Source organism: Gottfriedia luciferensis (genome assembly GCF_002156865.1).
Classification (GTDB): Bacteria; Bacillota; Bacilli; order Bacillales; family Bacillaceae_G; genus Gottfriedia; species Gottfriedia luciferensis.
In genome coordinates, this window is sequence record NZ_NCTA01000002.1 from 266,495 (window position 1) to 290,023 (window position 23,529).

Here is a 23,529-nt window from a genome sequence, read left to right on the forward strand (position 1 = left end):
TAATCCCTAAAATTGGGAACAACAATCAATTTTCTACACCAATGCCAATTTATACTTTCTTAATGTACAAAAAGGGGCTGTCTCCTAAGTCTAATTGACTAAGAGACACCCCTTTAAATTTATAAACATTTATTTGAACTTCACTTTTGGGAATTTATCCACCCTATGGGGGCTTGTCCCTTTTTTGTTATTTCTTCGCTGGCATAGCTTCTTCAAGTGCAAGATGATTGTTGTATAAATAAGTAGCGTATTTTACACCGACATATCGAATATGCCATGGTTCATAGTGATAGTGTGTTTTCTCTACTTTATCTTCTGGGTAACGAATAATAAATCCATATTCGTGTGCATGATCTGCCAACCACTTACCTTCAGCTGTTTTGACAAAATCTACTTCTAAAGCATTTCCAAATGCAGGGGAAGATACATCCATTGCCAGTCCAGTTTGATGTTCACTTGTTCCTGGGTATGCACTATATGCTTTCGTCCATTCTTCACCGCGTGTAGCAAGATAATTATTATAAAGAGCAACTTGTCGATCATACGAACGATATCCAGAAACAGCTGTTAATGTATAGCCATCAGCAGATGCTCCTGCAAAAAGTTTCTCTAATGCATGTGCAGCTTCACTTCTCATTCTTGTTTTTTCTTTAACGGCTCCATTTAATGGAATTGATGGATAGATTAGATCATCAGGTTCATACCCATCAGGTAGCTTTCTATCTTTATTTACTAAAACTAAATTCGAATCAATATTTAATACTTCTAATAATCCATTCTCATCTTTTTTTGTTGTTTTATAGTAATCCGGAAAATGTAGTGAATCATCATTTTTGACAATGTTTGTTTTTACCTTATCATCTTTTTTAATGACCATTGTTTTAACATTCTCGTCTTTATGGTGATAATTTAGAGCACTTACTGCACCTACAACTAAAACTAAAGAAGTAACTACAATTCTTACCATAGCTTTTTTTCTACGACGATTTCCTCTTCTTGCCAATTAATTCTCTCCTCTCGTACGAATATCGTACTTTTCTTATTTCTAACCACATCATTAAAATCGAAACAAATCCTAACAATATTTTTTCTTTCTCTACAATAGACGATTTAATTATACAAAAAGTTTTATAATCTGACATTTTTTTTATTTACAAATTATGATTAAATTTTAATTAAAAAACAAGGCTCTGTTAAAAAAGAATGTTGATGATTTCCGTTCCAGGATGCTCGCTTTCCATGGGGCGTGAGCTGAGCCTCCTCGGCAAGCCTGCGGGGTCTCACCCTTCCCGCTACTCCCATAGGAGTCTCCCACCTTCCACTCCAATCAATCTCTTTAAATTGTATAAAATCTTATTCAAAAATGTGTTTTGTAAGAAATCAACAATTAACATTAACAAAGCCAATCTTTTTATAATCTAGGACGCATTTCTACTTTTTCTAAGCGAGGATTTTCACGGAGTTTTCGACCAACTTTTGCCTGTGGTTCTCCATTTAACTCAACATTATCCCCTGTAAATCCTATATTAACTTTTAATAAACTTCCACCTACACCATATAAATCTACTGGTACACCTTGTTTTTCAAATGATAAGATTCTTTCTACTGTGAATCCACCACTTACTACAATTTGAACATGATTATACCCTTCTTGATCCAGTGCTTTTCGTAATGCATAAATTAATGGTGGATTAACACCTCTTGGGTCGAATGTTCCTAACAATTCCGGATTAGAAATAAAATACTGATCAATCATTGTTTTCGATGTATCAACACGTACCGCCTTTAATTTATTGCCAAATTCTCGCGCTACTTTTAAAGCATCATTAATAACATCATTATTATAATCTACCAAGACGATTAAATCATCTTTTGGGTAAACTTCTGTGTAAGCTCGTGCAGCCTCTACAACATCACCATTGTACATTTGGATTAGAGCATGAGGCATAGTCCCCATACCTTCATTGCCCCACCACTCGTTCATTGCATGAGTTGCTTGTGCAGTTGCTCCTCCAATAAATGCTGCATAGCCATCACCAGCTTGTGTAGTGAAGTGATCATCACGATCTCCCATAAAAATAATAGGTTTCTTAATACCTGCTGATTTTGCTGAGTGTTTTACATTGTAAACATTTGTTGCTACAGATGTACGTCGAGCTAAAATTCCATCAATAATTCCTTCTAAATAGCCAAAATCTGCGTATTTACCTTTTACAGTTAATACCGTTTCAAATGGCTCAATCTTATCGCCATCCTTTAAAGAATGGACAATCAGTTTTTCTGGATTATCTGCAAATGTTTGAAGGATTGCGATTGCTTCATCCGTACCACATAATACTGCACTTTCCCTTTGGAAGAATTGCATTGTTACTTCTGTATCTGGCTTTTTTTTTCGAATAATTTCTCGCGTCTTTAAGAAGTATACCGCTGAGAACCAACCTTCACCAATTCGTTCGTCGAATTTAAATGTTTGGTTTGTTAATCGGTTTATTTTGCCTTGTAATTTTAAATCTAATTCTTTTTCCATGAATCTTCACCTGCTGATTGTATCGTTCTATTTTTCTAGTATGGGTTAAAAAATCTTTACCATTCGTTACTTAATTCTTACCGATTTTCAAAATTAATCCTCAGAACGAAACTCTTCTAATGTAACAAGCACATCTCGTGGTTTGCTACCATTTTGATTTGATACGATACCGTGATCAAACATTAAGTCAACTAATCTTGCCGCACGGTTATAACCAATTCTGAAACGTCTTTGTAGCATCGAAACAGAAGCCCCTTTTTGATCAATAACAAACTCTACTGCTTCTTTGAAAAGTTCATCATCTACGTCTTGTGCGTCTGCTTTTGCAACAAGTTCCTCTTGATTAAATAAGTAATTCGGTTTTTGTTGATCTTTTACAATCTCTACAACATGCTCAATTTCATCATCTGAGACATAAACTCCTTGTAATCGGACTGCTTGAGATTTTCCATTATCTAAGAATAACATATCTCCTCGTCCAAGTAACTTTTCCGCTCCGCCTATATCGATAATTGTTCTTGAATCTACTTGTGATGATACAGTAAACGCAATTCTCGTCGGTATATTTGATTTAATAATACCTGTAATGACATCAACTGATGGTCTTTGCGTTGCTACTAATAAATGAATACCACATGCTCTTGCTTTTTGAGCGATACGACAAATATAAGTTTCTACATCCCCAGGAGATACCATCATTAAATCAGCTAACTCATCAATAATAATAACTAAGTATGGTAATGCGTCATTATAAGCGCCTTTTTTCTTTGCTAAATCATTAAATCGTTTAATATCTCTAGCCCCTGCATGTGCAAATAAATCATAACGTCTATCCATTTCATCACAAGCCCATTTTAAAGCAGCAGTTGCCGCTCTAGCATCAGTAATTACCGGAGAAATAAGGTGTGGAATATGATTATATGGTGCTAACTCAACCATTTTAGGATCAATTAATATTAATTTCACTTCATGTGGTTTTGCTTTATATAAGATGCTAACTAAGATTGAATTAATGCATACACTTTTACCAGAACCAGTAGCTCCGGCAATTAAACCATGTGGCATTTTTGCAATATCAGCATAGACTGGCTCTCCACCTATATCTAACCCAAGCGCTACTGTTAATGGTGACTCACTTTGAAGAAACTTCTCTTCACTTACTAATTCCCTTAAATAAACTGGCTTGCTCTCTCTATTCGGTACTTCAATACCAATTGCACTTCTACCTGGAATTGGCGCCTCTATCCGAATGTCTCTAGCAGCTAAGCTTAATTTAATATCATCCTGAAGATTTGTTATTTTATTTACTTTCACTCCTGGATCAGGCTGTACTTCGAATCGGGTAACAGTCGGACCTTGAGTTGCAGCGATTACTTTTGCACCAACATTGAAATTATGTAGGGTTTCTTGAAGTAGCTCTTTTTGACCTTCAACCCAGTCTCCATCATTAAACTGCTCCACTGGTGGTTCATTTAATAAATCTAACTCTGGCAATTCATATAGTACAGGTGGCATTACTGGTAATTCATCTACTATTTCTTTGTGCTCTTCAATCTTTCCAACTTCAGAGTTAGTAACTTCTAAATTACTTTTTATATTATTTTCAGGTTCAAGATCTACTTGAAGCTTAGAATTGTCATAATGACTTTGATGATTTTCAACTACTATAGCTTTCATTTCAGTTGATTCAACTGTATATTCATCGAATGATTTTAATTCACTTTGTTCAGATGGTTTCGTTACAATCGAATTTGTTTCTTTGGCATCTTGTTCAGACTCTATTTGATTCGTATGATCAGCTACTTGGTCATTTTCAGTTGGATTGATTTCTTCAGCTACTTGCCCAGTCTCTATCGAAGTCGTATTGTCAGTTACTTGACCATTTTCAGTTGGATTAGTTTCTTCAGCTACTTCCTCAATCTCTATTGAAGTAGAATGATCTATCACTTGATTATTTTCAAGCGAATTTGTTTCGACAGTAGTTTCCTCAATTTCAGTCGTATTAGCTTCTTCTGACACTTTTTCAAGTGTAGCAGCTGATTCATTTTGTAATTCACGAAGCTGTCTCATAATATTTGCTTTTCGTGAAGCCTCAACATCGCTACGAAGCATCATTACATTAAAAGGAAAATGACGCTTTTTCTCTCTTTTCTCAGGAGCTGATTGTTCTGGTCGTTCATCTTTATTTGTAGCTTCTTCAATGATTTCCTGTTCAGATGATTCCGTAAAAGAATGTTGATTACTTTCGTTAGATTCCTCAACTTTATTTGCTTGAACCTGCTCAGAATGCATTGATTCATTTTGATTTAAGTTATCTTCAGCAATGACGCTTTCATTTTCTTCTATTTTTGTAATAAGCTCTTCTTCTTCCGAGCGCTCATTTGTATTCGTTACTTCTGTGATCCGCGGAATATTTTTTATTTCCGACTCCTCATCTATTTTAACTTCATGATGTTGAGTTTCATCCACATATTCAGTTTTACTTTCATTTTTTAGTGGTAAAGTTTCATCGTTATTCTCAACTTCATCCTCAATTGACTCGTATTGGACATTATCAAGATTTTCTTTTATTTCCTCTGTATTCTCTTCTTTATGATCTGATTCATTTCTAATTTCATGGTTTGGTAAATGATTTAATTCGTCAGTGATTGATTCAATTTGATCAGGTTCTGATTGATTCGAATATACATTCTCGGATAATGTCTCAACATTTTCTTGTGATAATTCATTAACTCCTACGTTATCTTGCACAGGAATAGAAACTATTGTTTCATCCTTCGACATACTTTCAATTTCTTTATTCGGACTCATTTCCAATGATGAGTATTCATTTTCCAAATCTTGATTCTGTATGGAAGTTGTTTGGTTAACTTCATTTATTTCTTTTACAGAAGGTTTTTGATAACCATATATTGGCGAAATGTATTCACTTGGTTTAAAAGGTGTTTTTCTTTTTGGGCGAAATACAATATCTACTTTTTCTTCTTTTTCTACTTCTTTTTCAATTTTCACTTCAACCGGTTTTTCTTCATAACGATTTGAAACATGATTTGAAACATGATTTGTTACAAACTGTCTTGTTTGATTATTCGTTTCAAAATTATGATTTACTAAATTGTTTCTCTGATTAGATGCATGTTGATTTTCTTCTCTATTTATTCTGTTTGTTGTTTGTGGTGGATTTTCCCAGAAATCATATTTTTTTTGTTGTTGAAATGCTGGTTCAACAATCGTTTGCTCATTCATATTTGGGACGTCCTCATCTAAATCAAGGGGAAACCTAAAATTTGGACGCTCGCTTTTATTTTTGTCGACAGAGTGTGATTGATAAACTTTCGCCTCAACTGGCTTTTCTTCAAACTCTTCCTCAATCTCATTAAGGCTATTTGCCTTAAAAAGGCTCTTTAACCATTTTTTCATTTTTCTCACTCTCTCTATTTCATTTCGTATCTACTATTTTACCATGTGACCTAATGACAAAAAACACAATATTATTACAAATAGTGCCATAAATAACATATTTCGACTTTAATTATGTAATATTAATAAATTCATAGTAAAATGTTGATTCTAATATGAAAAATCTTAATGAAAACTGACGATTGGCGAGCCTTTAGTTTCTGCTCCGTAGTTTTCTTAATGTAAAATAAAAATGCTAGAACCAATTACTGGTCCTAGCATTTTTTGTTCATATAATTAATTAAAGAAAGCTTTCCCAATTTCAGCGTCAGTTTCTAAAACTAAAATCCCTTTTTCTTGTGGAGCATTAGGTAAATCTAGCTCACGTGCTGAACAAATCATTCCAAATGAATCAACACCACGTAAATTAGCATCTTTAATGACTAAACCTGATGGCATTACTGCACCAACTTTTGCAACAACTACCTTTTGACCTTGCTCTACATTCGGTGCACCACAAACAATTTGTAATGTTTCTGTTCCAACATCTACTTTACAAATATTTAGTTTGTCTGCATTTGGATGCTTTTCTTTTTCCATAACATATCCAACAACAAATTTAGGTGAAAGATCTAACACTAATGAATCTGTAAATCCCTCTTTAGCTAATAATTCATTAACTGTGTTAACGATGTGTTCTGTGATTGTTACAACGCCATTTTCTTGAACATCTACGTATGTAGAAGCTTCAAATACGTTAAATGCAACAGTTTCGTTCGTTACTGAACTATAAACACGTGCAATATTCCCTTTACGTTCAACCTGACGATCCTCAGTTGGAATTTGTTTTAATGTAATTAAAAGAGTGTCACCAATTCCTTCTTTATTATAAAAAATATTCACTTATTTCTTCCTCTCTGTCTGATTCTTCTGTTTCCCTAGTATAAATACAGGCGTAAGCTTTTCATCTTCGTATGCAAATGAAAGAGAAGTAATCGGTATCTTACCACTTGCAAAAAAGCTCATATTCATTTGCGCCATTATATCATAACCTATGTTATTTCGAATGTCAGCAAGGATTAGTACATCACCGTGAGGAATTCCAATTAATAACTCCCCTTTTATTTTCGAATGAATTTCTTTCATAAATGTACTATTCAGGACTCTACTTGCATCATAACCATCGTTTGTTCGCACAAAATAAAAAGTATTATCAGCAACTATGTCTTCTTTTACCTGGACAGGCATCTTCTGTAAATTTAAAACTGCAATCGAATGAAGTTTTTCCTTTGTGTAGCCAGATTTGCTTAATAAATTTTCATCAATTAGTTGATACGTTTTTTCTGAGTCAATTGCATAATAGATTCTTGTTTCGGCTGTATGTTCATTTGTAACAAATGAATTTCCCTCTTCCTTTTCGGTCGGGAACGAAGTAGCTCGTATAACTGGTCGAACTTGGTCCTCAAGAAAAACAGTCACAGTGTGCATTGCAGAAAGTGCCTCTTTGACATAATAAATTAATTCATTAAATGCCACTTCGCCTTCAGCTTCATACTTTGCAACTGCACTATTTAAAGAGACACTCATTCCTTTTTTACTTTCAATCCCTTCAATTCGAAGGTCTTCTTTTTCACGATCATATATAAAACGCCATTCTTCATTACCAAGGCGATTTTCTATCATTTTTTTTATGTCTAACGTTGTTTTTTTAGCCAATTGTTTTACCTACCTTATTAACCTCTAAGTCCTTCAAGAAACTCTTCTACTTGTTCTTTTGTTTTACGATCTTTATTTACGTATCGCCCAATTTCTTCGCCATTATTAAAAGCTACAAAGCTAGGTATTCCAAAGATATCTAGTTCTTGGCATAACTCAATAAATTGATCACGGTCTACATAATAAAAAGTAAAATCTTTATTCTCATCAATAATCTCTTGGAAAAACATATCTAAAAATCTGCAATCTGGACACCAATCTGCTGAAAATTGAAATACTACTTTTTCTCCTTGTTTCGCTTGTGTAAATTGTTCAATTGAAGTAATTTTCTCCATACGATTACCCTCTCTCGATTCGTTTTCTTTTATTTTATCTTATTTTTTTCGATATGCAAAAAGGATGACTTATCAATTAGATACTTCTTTAATTATTTTGAATTCATATTGACCTAAAAGTAGTTCACAAATGTGTTCAAAGATTTGTGTCCGAGTAATTCTGCCATTTGTAAAAATACCTACAGCCCCTTCTTTACTACGAATATCTTTTTCATTTGTATATCGTTCCATAAGTACTGCAAGCTCTGTTCCATTTTGTAAATCTTTAATAAATTCACATGGCAATAAAATTTTAGCGCCACTTGCTAATATCACTTCATTTTCATATACTAGGGCACCCCAATTACAGAGGAATAGCAGCTCATTTTCTATAATGACGCCACCTTCTAAACCAATGCCTATTTCTGACTTACCTGCAATTTTCGCATTATGTGCCCGATTAATTGCACCTTGCATCGTTTCAAAATCTGACATAGGTTGGTTTGAAACATCTGAAGGAACATTTAATCCTTCAACATTAAACTGATTAAAGACTTTTTTTACCGCTCCTACTTTAGTCGGGTTTAAAGAACCTATTATTATTTTCATCCCTGTAACTCCCACCAATTGTTTTTATTATTAAGTTAGTTATATACACTTTTAATATACAACAAAAAAGATACATTCAAAATGAAAGTACCTTCATGCGTTCATATTAGGGAAAGTAGGAAAGAGAGGATATTCAACGAATCTTATCCTTTTATTTTTTGACTACAAAAGTATCAATATATTGATTAATAGCATATGCAACACCATTTTCATCGTTATTAAGCGTGGACATTGAACAAAGAGCCTTGATGTCGTCCTTCGCATTCCCCATCGCAACACTATACCCAACTTTTTCAAACATCGAAATATCATTATTACTATCACCAATTGCCATTGATTGATCGAGTGAACCATTAAATAGGTAAACTAATTTTTCTAATGCTAATCCTTTTGATGCAAAACGACTAGTAATTTCAATATTGTGATCCGCTGATGATACAACCATCAACTCATTACAATTACTAAATTGTTTTCTAGCTTCTGCTAATCTATTTTTATCAAAAGAACAGGCTAGAATATTAAATACTTCATCATTTTGTTGTAATATATCGTTACTGTTCTCTACTAAAATATATCCAAACTGGTCAAACTGTCTTTCGGCAATACTAACTAGTTCTTTCGTATCTTCATCTAAGTCCGCTCTTTTTAAACGATTGATCTCATTCTGGAAGCTTTCCCTTTTTTCTTTAAGAGAAAAAATATTCTTTTCAGTAAATACTTCGTAATAAAAATCATGTACATCAAGCCATTTTACAATCGACTCAACATGAATTTTAGGTATTGCAATGGATGATATACATTCGCCATCTTTAGAATGAATTGTTGCACCATTTGTTCCGATTACGAATGGTAAAATTCCTGATTTTCCACAAATTTTTTGAACGTCAAAGTAGGCTCGACCAGTTGAAATAACTACTTCAACACCATTTTCTTGCGCTAATTTAATTGCTTTAATATTTTCTTCACTTATTTCATTTTCGTTGTTTAATAATGTCCCATCTAAATCGATTGCAATAAAACTCATTGGTTCGTAGCCCCTTTACATTAGTGCTGTATTTAACTGTCCCTATGCCTGAATCCATTTGATTTCTTCTAATTTTGCATGTTCATTCCATTCTTCTGGGAAGGGGTGGTCACATACAATCACATCAACTTTTTCAAGAGTACAAACTTTACAAAATGTATCAACGCAAATTTTTGAGTAATCAGTTAATAAAATTACTTGCTTAGATACATCTACCATTTTTCGTGAAATTAATGTTTCGTGTAAATGATAATTGCTTACTCCATTTTGAGTTGAAACACCGCCAGCAGAAATAAATGCTTTATCAATATTAAATTGATTTAATAATTGTTCTGTCAAACTACCGCTAATCGATTGTTGTTTTGGATCAACTATTCCACCGAGTAATAAAATCTGTCCTGTAAACTTATTTTGATTTAAAGATTCCGTTAGTAAAGATGAGACTGGTAATGAATTAGTCAATATCGTAATGTCTTTTTTATTTTCAATACATTGAGCAAATTCAAGCATAGTTGTTCCTACATCAATTGCAATTACATCTCCATTTGAAATCAGATCAATTGCTTTTTTACCTATTTTTACCTTTGCTTCCTGATTCACTGTCGTACGATGTGTAAAAGAAGGTTCCTCGTTTAAATAAACTGTTTTTATTGCGCCACCGTAAACTTTTTTTAAATGGCCTTTTTCTTCTAAAATCGTTAAATCTCTGCGAATTGTCTCTTCTGAAACGTTAAATTGCTTAACTAACTCAACAACTTTAACTTTTCCCTTTTTATTCAGTTCTTTTAAAATCTCGTTTTTTCTTTCTTCAGGTAAAACTGCCATTTATTCCTCCACTAATATTCGTTTATAAAATAACGCATTCTTCTTTTGGGATAATGATATTAACATGTGTTCCTTGCTGGAACATTTCCCCTCGGTGGTGAAGATAGTCAACAAGGAATGAAGATTCTTCTGTATCAACTTCATATCTTAAAACATTACCTGTCATTGTAATATCGGTGATGATTCCTTTAATTCCCCAGTTTTCTTGTAAGTTCAAATCATCTTCACCAATAGAAACTAATTTCATTACTTCTGGTCGAATCGCTACATCATTTCCAGTTAATTCTGTATTACGAATGAGTTTTTGGAAAACGTTCATTTCATAAACATTATAGTTTCCAATAAATTTTGCAACGAATTTATTTGCCGGTGCTGTATAAATTTCTGAAGGTGTACCTGCTTGTACTACATTCCCATTGTTCATTACGAATATTCGATCAGACATTGTCATCGCTTCTTCTTGATCATGCGTAACAAAAATAGTCGTAATATCTAATTCTTGCTGTATTCTTTTTAATTCTTTTTGTAGGGTTTTTCGAATTTTTGCATCTAAGGCACTTAACGGCTCATCTAATAATAGTACTTTCGGTTCGGTGACAAGAGCTCGAGCAAGCGCCACTCTTTGTTGCTGTCCTCCAGACAATTGATGAGGATATGAATCTTCCTTACCGATTAAATCAACCAGTTCAATCATTTTTTTTACTCTTAAAGAAATATTTTTAGCCTTTTTCATTTTAAGACCATAGGCTATATTTTCAAAGACTGTCATATTTGGAAAAAGTGCATAAGATTGAAATACCATACCTACTTCGCGTTGGCGTGGAGATAAATTTGTGATGTCTTTTCCATCTATTAATATACTTCCAATATCAACGTTTTCAAGTCCAGCAATCGAACGTAATAGCGTACTTTTTCCACATCCACTTTGACCTAAAAGTGTCGCAAACTCACCTTTTTTTAGTGATAACGAAATATTATTTAAAACAACTTGATTTTGATATTGCTTAGTCACTGAATCAATTTTTACATAGCTCATTTCATTTCACCCTCAATTGCAGTATTTTTAATGTGATTTTGTTTTTTTAAAATAGACAATTTTTTATTTAACAGGACAGGTTTTCTTTTATTTCTAAATGAAAGTTTTAAGACTGTTCCAGTTAAAAGTAAGATCACAAAATAATAAGTAATAACGATGGCACTTGTTAAATGCCCACTGCTATTTAGTTTATCTGCAAGATAGATTTGTAGTGTCTCAAATCGCCCACCCACTAATAAATTAGCAAATGCAAATTCACTAAATAAAAGAGCTACTGATAATAAACTTGATACTAATATGCCAGATAAAATATTTGGTAGTATAACAGTTCGAAATGCTTGAAATTTTGTTGCACCAAGTAATTCTGCTGCGTCAACAAGTTGAATTGCATTTAGTGTTCGAAGACTATTACGAATACCTTGATACATAAATGGTAGGATCGTTATAAAGTATGCACCAATTAATATCCACGGAGTACCTGCAATTTGGAATGGTCCATTAGAATATAGCTTAATCAACCCAACTGCTCCTACGATCGGTGGAATGCCGTATGGCAGCATTGCAATAGCTTGGAGAATCCCTTCGAATTTACTAAAATATACAGTTATGATAAAGATTGTTGGAAGCATAATTGTAATACTGAGAAAGACAGTTATAACGATTAAAAACAATGTTCGTTGAAAAGCATCAAAAAATCGTGCATCTTTAAATAAATCTATATACCAATGCATTGTATAACTTTCTGGCAAAATTGTATGATCCCATTTATTTGCAATCGAAAATAAAAATGTACCGACTAGTGGAATTAATAAATAGATTACAAGTACGCCAACTATTATTTTAAAAATTGTCATCGATGATTTCATCGTAAATCCCTCCTAATGCGACGCATCATTCTTTCATTAATCCACATCGCACCAATCATAGTCATCGCTAAAAGGACTCCTAGTGCACTACCAAGTTGTGGTTTTAATGAAACGTCACTTGCAACAAGGGATGCTATTTGCAATGACAATAAATTATAATTACTTCCAACTAATGCGTAGGCTGTTGCATAAGCCCCCATTGCATTAGCAAATAAAATACTAAATGTACCTACTATGCTAGGTAATAATACTGGAATACCAATTCGAAACCAAAATGAAATTGTTGATCCACCTAATAATTTAGACGCTTCTTTCCATTGTTGTTTTATTCCTTGAAATGAAGGATAAATCAACAATATTGCAAGTGGAATTTGAAAATAAATATAGACAAGTATAAGCCCCGTCCAAGAATATAAATTAAAATCTCCAAATAGATTCCAGCCTAATTTTGCAAAAAGCAAAGTAAACAATCCGTTGTTTCCAAGTAAAATAATATATGAGAAAGAAAGAGGAATCCCTTCAAAATTTGAAGTCATATTAGCAACCATTAGTAGTCTATTTTGTATTTTACGTGAAAACTTCGTAAAAGAATAAGCTGAGACAACAGCTATTAGTATCGAAATAACTGCCGAAATCATAGAAATCACGATACTATTTTTAATACCTTGTAAGTAAAATTTACTTTTAAAGATCGTTATATATTGATTAAAAGTATGGTGAATTCCGTCATCTGCGAAAAAACTATTTTTAATCATTGCCATTAGTGGACCAATTTCAAATCCAAGTACGAACAATACAAATGGCAATAAAAGAGCTAATAAGTAAATTTTATCTTTTTTTATCTTTTGCAAAACCTCTCGCTCCTTTAAATTCCTTAGAGAATTGGTAAAGTTTTTACTAACCAATTCTCTTTTCATTACACTCTTCATTAACGGTTAACAGTTGTATTTACTTCTTTCATTCCTGGAAGTTGATAGGAAATCATCTTATTTGATGGCTCTATATTTAATAGGTCACAAACAAGCGGTGCAAAGGCCAACTGAGGAATTACTTCTTCATAAACACCCGGTTCAACTTTTGGACTGATGATAAATAGTGGTACATCACGTTCTCCTGCTGTTATCCCTCCATGATTACCAGTTTCACTCATTCCATGATCAGAAGTGATTAAAATGTGATAACCTTCTGACATCCAAATTGGAAGAAGCTGTGCTAATAAGCTTCCGATTTTTAAAATTTGTTCTCGATATTCTTTTGATTCAGACCCGTGTATTTCTCCTTTAACATCGACTCCTAATGGATGAATGTATAAAAAGTGAGGATCATATTTTCTACGTAAAGACTCCGCGTCCATAAACACATGACTGTCTGGATAGTCATCATCCCAATAGAATTTTCCATTTTGAATTGCCTTTGTAGCATCATCTTGTTCACGATCTTCAATAAAATTAAAAGGTGCTCGATTATAAAGTTCACTTACCCAGTAATACGATACGACTCCGTTTCTCAATCCATTTTCTTTCGTAAGATGAAATAGACTTTTTTCATTCGATAAACGAACTGCTTGATTTGACGTAATTCCATTAACAGATGATGGTGTGCCAGTTAATAGTACTTCATATAATGGGCGGGAAAGACTAGGTAATTCTGACTTCATTTTGTATAGAGCCGCTTGATTCGATTCAATTAAATGTTGAACAAATCCAAGAGCTTCACACGCTTTGTCATACCTCATACCATCAACTACTATCGCTATAACTTTATTTGACATTGACTAACACCTCTTCTTGCCAGATTTGTGGTAAAGTTTTTGCAGTTTCTTCCCAAGCTTTAAAATCTCTTACTGGTTTCGCATTTTTGTATTGCTCTTTTGGAATCATTTTTTCAGCTACATCTTTTGGTAGTTTTACATCACGAATCGGACGAGCATAGCCTTTTGCTAAATTTATTTGTCCTTCATCGCTTAAAATATATTCTCTCGTAGCCATAGCAGCATATGGGTGTTTAGCATATTTATTTATAATTGTTGAATAGCCACTAACAACTGATCCATCAGTAGGAATCGAAATTTCAAATTGTTTACGGTTAATTGCTTCTGCATAACCAAGCGCATTAAAGTCCCAAACAAGTGCAACTTCTACTTCACCTTTTTCTATGTTTGCTGGTTTTGCATCAGTTAGTCCTAGACGACCTTGCTTGGCTAACTTTTTGAAAAAGTCTATACCAGGTTGAATATTTTTTTCATTTCCACCATGTGCAATAGCTGCAGCAAGTACGGCCATTTGGTTCTGCGTGCCTCGTTGTACGTCCCCAACTGTTACTTTATAGTTTCCTTTTAAAAGATCATCCCAGGTTTTTGGAGGATTTTTGACTAATTCTTTATTCGTCATAAATGCAATCGTACCTTGATATGCAACAACCCAGTCTCCATTATCATCCTTTGCCCAATCAGGAACCTCGTCCCAATAAGAAGTTTTATACGGAATCGTTAATTTCTTTTGTTCGGCTATTGGTCCAAATGACATGCCAACGTCACCGATGTCCGCAGTTGCATTTTCTTTTTCGGATTCCATTTTTGAAATCTCTTCTGCACTAGATAAATCTGTATCACTATGTTTTAAATTATATTTTTTGTTAACTTCATTCCATGTTTCGCCCCAATTAGCCCATGAATCTGGCATTCCAACACTATTAATTTCGTTCTCTTTTTTTGCTTTTGTTTCAATCTCTTTAATAGTTAATGAATTTGGATTTTTTACAGCTTCACTATTTGAATCAACCGTTTTTCCACATGCTGTTAGTCCCAGAACAGTCATACCCAGCATTACAACTTGAATTGCCTTATACCTTTTCTTATTAAATGCAATTTTCATATTAATCCCCCTACAAGTTTGTGGTTTGTTTAACGTTTATTACTACTTATTACGGTTTAATCATAAGATAGTATCGTAAAACCCACATTAATTGCGTGTTAAGAATTTATTAACGATTACATTTATTAATTAATATTGTTGATGTATGTATGTTTTTAATAGATTTTTTATAGATTTGGATTTGTGTGGAATTATGACTGTTCCACTCTAATGAAATGATCAAAATAGATGATTGTTGAGTAATTAGCCAATTTTATATTCCCTTATTTAAATTTGGTGGGGTTTAAAGTCGGAACAAAAATGTGATAAGAGGAAAAAAAAAAGCCCTATTGGAATTGACCACAATTGTTTAAGATGACTAAACAATTGAAGAAATTCCATTTCAGGCTTCCTTCTTAATAATTACGTAATGTATCTACAGTTGTTTTGTCTGTTGCTTTTACTAGCTTTACAAGTAATTCTTTAGCAGCTAAATAATCATCAACATGGATAATTGAAGCTGCAGTGTGGATATAACGAGAACAAATGCCAATTACAGCTGATGGAACGCCATCATTTGATGTATGTACACGCCCAGCATCTGTTCCACCTTGGGAAACAAAATATTGGTAAGGAATATTATTCGATTCTGCAGTATCTAAAATAAATTCTCTTATTCCTTTATGTGTTACCATTGTTCGGTCAAGGATACGTAATAATACCCCTTTACCTAACTGACCAAACTCAGATTTTGAACCAGACATATCATTTGCAGGGCTTGCATCTAGAGCGTAAAAGATATCTGGTTTAATCATATTTGAAGCAGTTTGCGCACCTCTTAGTCCAACCTCTTCTTGAACGGTAGCACCTGAGTATAAAATATTTGGTAAAGTTTCATTTTGGACCTCTTTTAATAATTCAAGTGCAAGTCCACAACCATAACGGTTATCCCATGCTTTTGCCATAATCTTTTTCTCGTTAGCCATTGGTGTGAAAGGACATACAGGTACAATTTGTTGACCTGGACGGATACCTATATTTAATGCATCTTCTTTATTATCTGCGCCAATGTCAATTAACATATTTTTAATATCCATTGGTCTAGCTCTTAATTCATCGCTTAGTAAATGAGGAGGTATAGACCCAATAACACCAATTACTGGACCTTGATCAGTCATAACCTGAACTCTTTGAGCAAGCAATACTTGATTCCACCAACCTCCAAGTGGTTGGAATCTAACCATACCGTTATCTGTAATTTGAGTTACCATAAAACCGACTTCATCCATATGACCCGCTACCATTACAGTTGGCCCATCCTCAGTTCCACGTTTTACGCCAAAAATACTTCCTAATCGATCTTGAACAATTTCATTCGTATATTTCTCAAGTTCTTTCCTCATAAAATGACGTACTTCATGTTCAAAACCTGATGCACCTTGTAATTCTGTTAAAAATTTAAATAATTGTAGAGTGTCTTGATTCATCTTTTCGTTCCTCTCTATACAAAACATAATCTTCTTTTTTATTTTATCGAAAAATAACATATAATACCAATCTAACCGTTGAAATATTAAACCTATTTGACTAAGATAGGTAGTAGAATATTTTTTCAAGAGCATAATACATAAATAGAGGTGGTAATAAATGAAACTAAAACGAGTCTTATTAGGCCTAGGTTTAGGTATAGCCGGTGGACTTTATTTACAAAAAAAATTATCTTCACAGTATATACCGGCAGAAAAAGCTTTAAAAACAATCAAACCAGTATTTCTTTCATATGGTAATGTAACTGGCACTTGGATTCACTCTGAACCTAAATGGGCTGATTTACCTGAATATGAAGGTGATGTTTATGAAGGTGGTTTTACTGTCGTTGAACCAGATGAACAAACAACGAACTACTCATTCATCATTAATGCTGTAAATGGTGAGCTAATTTCAGCTCAAATTGTCTAATATTAACTAAATGCTATTTACTTGGAGCGTTCGATTGACTGTAAAACATGTCCATCAGCGCTCCATTTTATTGCTCTAAATGAATCATCATGATAGAACGTAAACCATGAATTTTTTTTCAATCCTAAATTGACCCATTTTTCTTTCGCATAAATTGACGTCATTGGATAATCATCATACGCCATTACCCATAAAGGAGATTGATGAGCATGTGTAGGCATTAAATCTCCCATGTGCAGTACTAGTTCATCTTCTGTTTCTATTTTTACAATACTATGACCATCGCTATGTCCACCAGTATGGATAATCGTTATTTCTTCAGTCAATGAATATTCGTTAGTAAATGGAATTACTTGATTTTGAATAGCTTCCCAATTTTCTTTCCAATATGTATTGCTTGAACGGATATTAGGATTTCTCATTTCATCCCATTCAACTTGAGAAGTAATAATCTTTGCATTAGAGAACACTGATTTATATTCTCCATTTTCAAATTTTGTTAATCCGCTCGCATGATCAAAATGTAAATGCGTCATAATGACATAATCAATATCATCTACATTTAAGTCATACTTTGCTAATGATTCTTCAATCTTAGAATCTTCCGTTACTCCAAAGTTTCTTTTTTGTTTCTCATTTAATTTATTAACACCTATTCCACTATCAATCATAATATTTAAATCATTTGTCTGAATGAATACTGGATCGGTACGTAATGGAATTTGGTTTTTCTCATTAGCGCTATATTTTTTAGACCAAAGCGCTTTCGGAACAACTCCAAACATCGCTCCACCATCTAATTGAGTATTCCCACCGATTAGCCATTGAATTGTACAATTTCCAACTTTTAATTGTTCCATATTAATCCCCCTTCAATATGATTAGACCTACATATTATACCATTATTACAATTTACTGAATATTTAAAGAGTAGGTTAAAGTTAAAAAGGAATGAAGGGCCTAGATTGAGTGTGCAGCTTCGCTAATACAGAATTCTATCTAAGAGATTATTCTTTTGTAAAAAAATTAAATAAAAAAAAGACTATCATGATAAAAATTATCACAATAGTCCTTATCTTAATTTCTATATGCAGCTTCAACTCGATAAATGCGATTTCCTTTTGAAGAAAACTTTTCTTCATACTCAGTCATGATGTTCCCTTCAAAATCACTATTATGAAGATCTAAACTTAAGAAATGAATCGTCATCCCATAATTCGCCATACTCATAACAGAAAATTCAAATAAACCTTGGTTATCCGTTTTAAAATGAATTTCTCCGTCATTTTTTAAAATTTGTTGATACATCTGTAAAAACGTTTTATATGTTAATCGACGTTTCTCATGACGAACCTTTGGCCATGGATCAGAAAAGTTTAAATAAACTCGATCTACTTCCCCATCCTCAAAAAAATCCGATAATTTTTGAGCATCAACATTTAAAAGTTTTAAATTCGGTACCTCTGCTTCAATTAATTTATCTAAAGCATCAGAAATTACACTCGTATATTTTTCAATTCCGATATAATTAATATGTGGATTAGCTTTTGCCATTTCCACCATAAAACGTCCTCTTCCAGTCCCTACTTCAATATGAAGTGGCTGTACACTAGGAAATACTTCTTGCCATTTTCCTTTTTGTTCAGTCGGATTAGGGATTACATATTCAGCGTTATTTTTTACTTGTTCTGCCGCACCTGGCTTATGTCTTAATCGCATAAGTTTTACTTCCTCTCGATTTTTATATTTCTATATATTTTTCTTCAAGTTTAAGCCACTTTCGTTCTGTCTAGTTCCAACGCTTAGATCCTCGAGATTATAAGCTACTTTTTGTTTTCCATAGAAAAAACCAAGCACAAATGTCACTCGGTTATTACTGGAGTATAAAAATATTTCAACTTACACAAACTAATTCAAGTGTACTAATAAAAAAAGGATGTGTATTGTATGCCTTTAAATCATGAGCATCAATTAACAATTTTACGTGATATTTTAATGAATCATCAATCTGATTGCTGTGGAACTGTTTCTGAATGTGAACAATTGGAAAGACTTGTCCAATCATTATTAAGCAATGACCAAGTAACCGACGATGTCAAAAGCATGCTAAATGATGTTTATTACTATAGCCAATCTGGAAAATATTCTCCAGATTTAGACCAGCATATTACTAATCATCAAAATCAAATTTCACAATGGGTTACTGATTTTAATTCTTATTCTTAATTTATGTGACAATTTCCGAGGAAATTTTTATTTTATTACCCTAAAATCTTCTCAAGCAGGCTCTCCATCTTTTGAGTCTGCTTTTCATTTTCACGTAAAGTATACCATTTAATCCAAATAATTGTTTGGGCAACAACATACCAGGTCATACGATTTAATAGTTCTTCTGTTAATTTAATCCCGTAATTACGAAGCCATTTATCCCAATTATTTTGTTCTACATAAGTAAACAAAAACATCCCTAAATCAAATGCTTTGTCAGCAATAATCGCTTCATCCCAGTCGATTAAATATAAGTTATTCGATTCTGTTAGTAGCCAATTATTATGATTTAAATCGCTATGACAAACAACTAAATCTTCTGGATCGAAAGAAGGCATATTTTCTTCTAAATATTCAATTCCTTTTACAATAATTTTACTTTGAGTAAATTCCTCCGTTAAATTTCCTACAATTGTTTGTAGTAAATCTTGAGGTTCTAATGGATTGATACCTAGTTTTGTTAACATATATAACAATTCTTTGGAAGAATGGATACGATATAAAAACTGAGCGACCCCTTTCGTAGATAGCTCAAAAGGCTCCAGGCTTCGAGCAATAACCCACTCTTGTGCAGTAAGAACATCACCATTTTCTAGTCTTCTAGTCCAAACTAATTTTGGAACAAAACCAGCTGCTGATAAAACTGCTAAAAAAGGAGAAGAATTTCTTTTTAGAAATAATCTCTTATCATTATTCTCTGCTATATACGCTTCACCAGTAAATCCACCAGCGGGCGAGATTGTCCATTCTTTTCCCAACATTTCTTGTATATGATCCATTTTTCTTCCGTTCCTTGTTGATAAATAGGTTTGTTTTTTAAAAATATTTTATTACAAAAAGAAAGATAGCCTATTACACTTAGCCGTAATAAGCCATCTTTTACAAGTTTACATTGTTTAATTAGAATCTGCAAGTAGTTGCTAGTATTTTACTAATACAACAGTCGATAGTGAAGGTATTGGTAATTTATTACAATCAATTTTAGTTCTTTTATCCAAATAATTTTCTTTGCCATCCCAAATTACTTCCCAGCCACTTTCTTTACCGAGATTAATTAAAATGTCACTTAATCCATTGTGAAATAATACAATCATTTCTTGAATATGGTCAACCTTTTCGATCCCGGAAATACGATACCCAATTACGTCTGGGTGAAGATTGATTGGCTTTATATGTTTTTTTATTTCTTCTTTTAATGAAAAACGCAAACAATTAAAGCGCTTTCGAATTGAAATTAAGTCTCTAACAATATTAATCGAGTTTACTTCACGCTCTGCTTTTGCCCAATCAATACTATTAATTGTATCTTCCGAATTATAACTGTTTTCTACCCCATGTTTTGTTCGATAAAACTCCTGACCACTATGAAGAAATGGGACTCCAAAAGAAAGTAATACAATACTCGTTCCAAGTAAATGCCTTTTCTTTCGTATTTCTTCACATTCATTTGAATTTGAAAGCTTTAATCTGTCCCACATTGTATGATTATCATGTGATTCAATATAATTGATTGATTGGTAAGGTTCTTGAAATAAAGAAACTTGATTTTTAATCCCAACACTTCCTAGCAATAAATCGAAATAATAATCACTGTTCTTCTGTCCTTGTATAAACCCAATTTCCTGAAAAGAAAAAGTACTACCCTTTATCCCATCACGAAACTTGTCATTAAAAAAGCCAACTTTAGATAATTGATGACTTTGATTGATCGTCGCTTTTAGGAAAGGCGGTCTTAATGATGTGTTTAAATCCCAGCCTTCACCAAATAGGATGATCTCGGGTTTCAATTCGGTTAGTTCAGCTACAATTTGATTCATTGTATCCGTATCCAAAATCCCCATTAGATCAAATCTAAATCCATCGATGTCGTACTCTTCAGTCCAAAACTTTAACGATTGAATAATAAAACGTCTAGCCATTAACCTCTCAGAAGCAAAATCATTCCCTACTCCTGTACCGTTAGATGGTAGCCCACGTTCATCCTGTCTAAAATAATAACCAGGGACAATTTTTTCAAAATGACTCGTTTGTAATTCATAAACGTGATTATAAACGACATCCATAATAATACGTAAACCATGCTCATGATAAACTGAGATAAGTTCTTTTAATTCATTTATCCTTGCGACTGGTTCATCTGGTTTAAGACTATAGCTACCTTCTGGGGCATTAAAATTTAATGGATTATAGCCCCAATTATATGTTTGGAAAGGATTATTCTCATCGATTCCTTCAAAATCAAAAAATGGTAATAATTCAATATGAGTAACTCCAAGTTTGCATAGATAGTCAAAACCGGTTGAGAATCCGTTAAATTTCGTTCCTTTTTCATGAAAACCTTCGTAAGAGCCTTTTTTTTCCACCCCGCTTAACGGGTGTGAAGTAAGATCTCGTATACTGGCTTCGTAAATGATACAATCAGTAAATCTTTTTGGCGGAAAGCTTTTTGCTTTAGTAACTTTTCTAGTCTTTAATAAATCGACTACTACACTATGTTTGCCATTTACAGTAACAGCTTTAGCATATGGATCAACAGCTTCTCTCCAAATCAGATTTACACACACTAAATAGGTATAAACGAACCCACTACAATCTTGATCAATTACGGTTTTCCATGTGCCAGAACCATCCCGTTCCATAACCTTTTCTGAAAACTTTTCTTCGTGACGATGTTTTTGATAAATTCTTAGCTTAACTTTTGATGCTGTTGGAGCCCATAATTTGAATTGAGTAAATTCAGGTGTATAGGTTGCACCTAAATCCTCTCCATCATAAGCATACTTTTCATCAAAGTCATTTGAACGAATTACTCCTCCAACTTGCAAATCTGTTCGACTTCCAAATTCATCCTCAATTTCATACTGTTTTTCAAGTAATAGTACTTCAGGTGTATGAACGGTATATTTAATGAATTTATCAAACTCAATCCGAGATTGTACCGGTAGCCTATCTTTCCGATTTTCATCTTGAATTAATTCAAAATAAGAATGCATTGTATGTTTGTTCGATTTGGGAATAATCATTGTTATTTCTTGAAATCCATCTATATAAGCTTCATAAGCCCTTTTAATATGAAACAACGCTATTCACCATCCAGCCTAAAAATTTAAAACCTTTTCAAATCTCTACGCATCAATTTTCTCTTCACTTATCAAATCGATATGATTAGTATATTCACAAAGAGCTAAAATGGATTGTGCAGCTTTTAATTGTCTTAATTTAATTGGTGAAGATTTCTTTACAATGCCTTCGTACCATTGCCTATAATTTCTTTTATCAATAATTTGAACATCTCTTGGCGGTTGCTGATAATCAATAAATCCATTTGTAGATAAGAGAATTTTATGAACCTTACTTTCAATCTCGTTCTTTTTATAAATCTGATTAATTAGTTTGCCCATTCGATTCAACCCAAACATCGGATTTAAAATTTTCTTTTCACGATTCACAATTTTTTGTAACCAAAAGTTACCTTTTTCTGGTATAGTCACATGATTTTCATCGCCATTAACAAATGAAATACAATATGTTTCTACTGGACCTATGATTACTATTTCTAATTCAACTGGAGCTTTGCCGATATAGAGTACTGGTCGATACAAAACTAATAAGTTATCAGGAAAAGACTGTAGAAAATATTTTAAAGTTTCATCATAACGAATTTTGCGATATGTTTCATTTTGAGCCAAGTCTGTTGAAGTAGCCCATCTTAATTGAAACTCAAATAATTCATCTAAGTATTTATGTTTCAGTTCTTCTTCAGAAAAGTATTCATTCGCTACTTTAAAAATTTCCAATATTGAGCTAAGTTCATCACTTTGATCAAGTGTATCATTCTCGTCATCATGATTTCCCAGTTCAGGATTATTACGTTTTTTGAACTTGTTTAAAACTTTTGAGAAAAACGATGTTTCTTCATTTATTACATCACTTAATTGGACCGGTTCAATCTCTTCAACTTGTATTGAAGATTCATTTTCCGCTTCAGAAAAATCCCAATTATTTGTTTTCCATGCCTTACTGATTTTCTCCCATTTATCTCTCTTTAATAAAACAAATTGACTAGGATAGTGAAATAGATCGGCCTCATATCGCGATGGATAATCTAGTAATTTTATTAATTGAGCCATTTTG

The 23,529-nt window shown here is 33.0% G+C and carries 22 protein-coding genes; 2 read left to right on the plus strand and 20 right to left on the minus strand.

The annotated features are described in order from the left end of the window. Positions 1–187: 187 nt before the first annotated feature. The 15 genes from B7R67_RS03480 to B7R67_RS03550 form a co-directional block, all read right to left on the minus strand. Positions 188–1,003, minus strand: coding sequence for a M15 family metallopeptidase (locus B7R67_RS03480; RefSeq protein WP_235822076.1), 816 nt, complete (start codon positions 1,001–1,003; stop codon positions 188–190). Positions 1,004–1,411: 408 nt separating this feature from the next. Then, positions 1,412–2,527: a nicotinate phosphoribosyltransferase gene (locus tag B7R67_RS03485; RefSeq protein ID WP_088067563.1), complete on the minus strand. Its 1,116-nt coding sequence runs from the start codon at positions 2,525–2,527 to the stop codon at positions 1,412–1,414. A 93-nt stretch (positions 2,528–2,620) separates the two neighbouring features. Beyond that, a complete protein-coding gene (locus B7R67_RS03490) occupies positions 2,621–5,947 on the minus strand; it encodes a DNA translocase FtsK (RefSeq protein ID WP_088067564.1) in 3,327 nt (1,108 codons plus the stop codon). Positions 5,948–6,223: 276 nt separating this feature from the next. Beyond that, positions 6,224–6,829, minus strand: a complete 606-nt coding sequence (gene ytpR / locus B7R67_RS03495; RefSeq protein WP_088067565.1) for a YtpR family tRNA-binding protein — start codon at positions 6,827–6,829, stop codon at positions 6,224–6,226. Beyond that, the gene (locus B7R67_RS03500) at positions 6,830–7,642 is read right to left on the minus strand and encodes a DUF1444 family protein (protein ID WP_407920366.1); all 813 of its coding nucleotides are present in this window, start codon (positions 7,640–7,642) and stop codon (positions 6,830–6,832) included. It lies immediately after the preceding gene. A gap of 17 nt (positions 7,643–7,659) precedes the next feature. Then, positions 7,660–7,977: a thioredoxin family protein gene (locus tag B7R67_RS03505; RefSeq protein WP_088067567.1), complete on the minus strand. Its 318-nt coding sequence runs from the start codon at positions 7,975–7,977 to the stop codon at positions 7,660–7,662. Between the two features lie 72 nt (positions 7,978–8,049). Next, complete coding sequence (locus B7R67_RS03510; RefSeq protein WP_088067569.1) at positions 8,050–8,565, minus strand: DUF84 family protein; 516 nt, start codon at positions 8,563–8,565, stop codon at positions 8,050–8,052. A gap of 151 nt (positions 8,566–8,716) precedes the next feature. Continuing rightward, a complete protein-coding gene (locus tag B7R67_RS03515; RefSeq protein ID WP_088067571.1) occupies positions 8,717–9,589 on the minus strand; it encodes a Cof-type HAD-IIB family hydrolase in 873 nt (290 codons plus the stop codon). A gap of 42 nt (positions 9,590–9,631) precedes the next feature. Further along, on the minus strand, positions 9,632–10,414 hold the full coding sequence (locus B7R67_RS03520) for a DeoR/GlpR family DNA-binding transcription regulator (RefSeq protein WP_088067573.1): 783 nt from the start codon (positions 10,412–10,414) through the stop codon (positions 9,632–9,634). Positions 10,415–10,436: 22 nt separating this feature from the next. Beyond that, on the minus strand, positions 10,437–11,450 hold the full coding sequence (locus B7R67_RS03525; RefSeq protein WP_088067575.1) for an ABC transporter ATP-binding protein: 1,014 nt from the start codon (positions 11,448–11,450) through the stop codon (positions 10,437–10,439). Continuing rightward, positions 11,447–12,316, minus strand: coding sequence for an ABC transporter permease (locus B7R67_RS03530; protein ID WP_088067578.1), 870 nt, complete (start codon positions 12,314–12,316; stop codon positions 11,447–11,449). Before B7R67_RS03530 ends, B7R67_RS03525 begins: the two co-directional genes overlap by 4 nt. Next, positions 12,313–13,245 carry an ABC transporter permease gene (locus B7R67_RS03535; protein ID WP_407920367.1) on the minus strand — a complete coding sequence of 311 codons (933 nt, stop codon included), beginning with the start codon at positions 13,243–13,245 and terminating at the stop codon, positions 12,313–12,315. The genes B7R67_RS03530 and B7R67_RS03535 overlap by 4 nt, the downstream gene beginning before the upstream one ends. Then, positions 13,245–14,087, minus strand: a complete 843-nt coding sequence (locus B7R67_RS03540; protein ID WP_088067582.1) for an alkaline phosphatase family protein — start codon at positions 14,085–14,087, stop codon at positions 13,245–13,247. The genes B7R67_RS03535 and B7R67_RS03540 overlap by 1 nt, the downstream gene beginning before the upstream one ends. Further along, entirely contained in the window at positions 14,077–15,189 is a 1,113-nt protein-coding gene (locus B7R67_RS03545) for an ABC transporter substrate-binding protein (protein WP_235822077.1), read from the minus strand. The genes B7R67_RS03540 and B7R67_RS03545 overlap by 11 nt, the downstream gene beginning before the upstream one ends. A 395-nt stretch (positions 15,190–15,584) precedes the next feature. After that, a complete protein-coding gene (locus B7R67_RS03550) occupies positions 15,585–16,655 on the minus strand; it encodes a M42 family metallopeptidase (protein WP_088067584.1) in 1,071 nt (356 codons plus the stop codon). A 160-nt stretch (positions 16,656–16,815) separates the two neighbouring features. Here B7R67_RS03550 and B7R67_RS03555 point away from each other — a divergent pair, with 160 nt between their 5' ends. Continuing rightward, positions 16,816–17,127, plus strand: coding sequence for a PepSY domain-containing protein (locus B7R67_RS03555; RefSeq protein WP_088067586.1), 312 nt, complete (start codon positions 16,816–16,818; stop codon positions 17,125–17,127). A gap of 17 nt (positions 17,128–17,144) precedes the next feature. Here the strand turns inward: B7R67_RS03555 and B7R67_RS03560 are convergent, their stop codons facing one another. Together B7R67_RS03560 and trmB are read right to left on the minus strand one after the other, a co-directional pair. Next, a complete protein-coding gene (locus B7R67_RS03560) occupies positions 17,145–17,987 on the minus strand; it encodes a YtnP family quorum-quenching lactonase (RefSeq protein WP_088067588.1) in 843 nt (280 codons plus the stop codon). A gap of 217 nt (positions 17,988–18,204) precedes the next feature. Then, positions 18,205–18,846: a tRNA (guanosine(46)-N7)-methyltransferase TrmB gene (trmB, locus tag B7R67_RS03565; RefSeq protein ID WP_088067589.1), complete on the minus strand. Its 642-nt coding sequence runs from the start codon at positions 18,844–18,846 to the stop codon at positions 18,205–18,207. Between the two features lie 228 nt (positions 18,847–19,074). Here trmB and B7R67_RS03570 point away from each other — a divergent pair, with 228 nt between their 5' ends. After that, the gene (locus B7R67_RS03570; protein ID WP_088067591.1) at positions 19,075–19,353 is read left to right on the plus strand and encodes a YtzH-like family protein; all 279 of its coding nucleotides are present in this window, start codon (positions 19,075–19,077) and stop codon (positions 19,351–19,353) included. Positions 19,354–19,388: 35 nt separating this feature from the next. On the opposite strand, the gene B7R67_RS03575 is transcribed toward B7R67_RS03570, so the two are convergent. From B7R67_RS03575 to B7R67_RS03585, 3 genes are all read right to left on the minus strand, one after another. Beyond that, on the minus strand, positions 19,389–20,174 hold the full coding sequence (locus tag B7R67_RS03575) for a phosphotransferase family protein (protein WP_208615626.1): 786 nt from the start codon (positions 20,172–20,174) through the stop codon (positions 19,389–19,391). Between the two features lie 141 nt (positions 20,175–20,315). Beyond that, positions 20,316–22,475 carry a type I pullulanase gene (gene pulA, locus B7R67_RS03580; RefSeq protein WP_088067593.1) on the minus strand — a complete coding sequence of 720 codons (2,160 nt, stop codon included), beginning with the start codon at positions 22,473–22,475 and terminating at the stop codon, positions 20,316–20,318. 45 nt (positions 22,476–22,520) lie between these two features. Further along, positions 22,521–23,525, minus strand: coding sequence for a hypothetical protein (locus B7R67_RS03585; protein WP_088067595.1), 1,005 nt, complete (start codon positions 23,523–23,525; stop codon positions 22,521–22,523). Positions 23,526–23,529: the final 4 nt, after the last annotated feature.